This is a genomic window from Lactovum odontotermitis (genome assembly GCF_054658595.1).
The window spans coordinates 1-1757 of the sequence record NZ_BAAGGQ010000047.1 but is presented as its reverse complement, the minus strand read 5'-3'; the positions used below and the strand labels follow the sequence as shown (position 1 = coordinate 1757).

The 1757-nt window shown below is 49.2% G+C and carries 2 protein-coding genes and 1 pseudogene; all 3 read right to left on the bottom strand.

Annotation, left to right across the window (positions count from 1 at the left end; translation table 11 throughout):
- Positions 1–1208 (bottom strand): hypothetical protein (locus ACYQ2E_RS11265; protein WP_460018156.1); only part of this gene is annotated, 1208 nt, incomplete at its 3' end.
- Positions 1199–1561 (bottom strand): hypothetical protein, encoded by a 363-nt coding sequence (locus ACYQ2E_RS11260; protein ID WP_460018155.1) that lies wholly within the window; start codon positions 1559–1561, stop codon positions 1199–1201. The genes ACYQ2E_RS11260 and ACYQ2E_RS11265, both read right to left, overlap by 10 nt.
- Positions 1562–1574: 13 nt before the next feature.
- Positions 1575–1757 (bottom strand): annotated as a pseudogene (locus ACYQ2E_RS11255) (hypothetical protein); the annotation flags it as partial.

Sequence of the window (1757 nt, the reverse complement as noted above, 5' to 3'; positions counted from 1 at the left end):
ACGGGAACGTTGATTTTGCTCAGTGCACTACCGACAGTTGCACTGCCGGCGATAACAGCAGCTGTACCAACCCCCTCCATAGATACTGCACCAGAAAGCAGCGGAACACCGACTGCTGCACCTGCACCGGTGAGTGTCAAGCCTGAACCGCCGGTCATCACTGCCACACCGCCTAAATCTAACAGGGCACCGCCAATCATGGAAGCTCCGCCTGCAAGCAGCTGCCCAAAACTTTCTTTAGCACGCTCCCAGTTCTCAGCGTCGTATTCTTTGTTCGCGCGGTCGGTTAAAGCTTCATCGTAAATGCCGTTTTTCAGGACGATGACGCCCTGCTGGAAAGGCCCAATCTGAAGAATGTTGCCGTCTTTGTCAAATTTGAGATTGGCGGCCGCTTCCTTTATTTTATCATTCCACTGGGATTTCGGAATGTTTTTCAGCTCCGACTTCATTTCTTTTTTCCAGTAGGCCAGTGTTTCGTCGCTGAGTCCCAGCTCTGAAACGGCCTCTTCAAGAGACTTGTCAGCGCCGGTCTTTGAGTCGAATTTCTCCTGCTTCAGTTTTGTGAGCCAGCTCATGTCTAGGCCGCTCGTCGAATAGTTCCCTGAGGCATCGGTAACGATGGCGCTAATCGCGCTGATGCCTTGGACAATCTTTCCAAAGGCGTCTAAACTATCTTTAAAGAGAGGAGAAGTCTGGTATTCAAATTCCTGAAGGGCAGTGAGCTGTTTTTCAAGTTCTTGAATCTGGCGCTCAATTTCATCAATCATCTGCTGGAGATTCCGCGCTGCGGCCATCATGGCGTCATACAGGGAAGGATTGGAATAAGCAAGATCCATGTAGTAGGTCTGCTGATTCTCAAGCAGCTCTTTCTGCTCTTGTTTTTGTTTATGCTGTTCTTTCAGGTCGTCTTCGTCTAAATCTCCATAAGAGCTGACAGAGTCCTCAGCGCTCAGATAGCGGCTGATGTCGGAGTCGAGGTCGTCAAGGGCCCGGTCAAACTGCTCGGTTGTCGGATACATGACCTCTGTAAAAAGTCCTTGTCCAGCATTGTAGGCAGCGCCTGAAAGGTTTGTCCCGTCTCCAAGGGAAGAAATCAGGTGTTTTGTCCCGCTTTTTATCTGAGCAATGACCTGGCGGCACTGGAACAGGTTGTTTTTGAGCGCTGAAATAAAGCGCTGCGAGTCTTGAGCGTTATATTTCAGTCCCATGGCAGGGCATTCCTTTCTCTGTGAAGCTGTTCAATCTCGTCTGTCAGCTGGTTTCTTTTCTGGCGGTAATAATCCTCAAACTCGGAGTACGGTTGTTCAGAGAGGCGGTTGACGGCTCTCTCCAGCTCATAGTCTGTCATGAGTTCCTGTTCGCTGCGTGTATTGCCTGACCGTGCCATTTTCTCATAGAACTGGGAAGACTGCTGAAAATTTTGGTGATAATTTCTCTGGAAATTTTCCTGTGCCTGCTCAAAGCTTCGTTTTTCAGCAGAAAGCTGGTCCTGTTCATTTTCTTTGCGGGAAATGGTCAGCCCCATCTGATAACGTTTATCTGCGCTGATGTCTTTTGGCATTGTTCGTTCTCCTTTATCCCCAGTTCTGTGCGTCTTGCCGGTCGCGTGCTTCGATTTTCGCCGCCAGCCCCGGAAATTTATTCGCCTGAGTTAGAAAAACCTGGACAAAGTTTGAAAGGTCGTCCATGAGCTGATTATTGACTTCGCATCCAGTTTGCATGGCGGTAATATTGCTTTCTCCAATGTCGACGGTCAG

Bases quoted from the DNA above. Each gene is read 5' to 3' on its own strand.
- ACYQ2E_RS11260 (WP_460018155.1), bottom strand. From the start codon at position 1,561: ATGCCAAAAGACATCAGCGCAGATAAACGTTATCAGATGGGGCTGACC.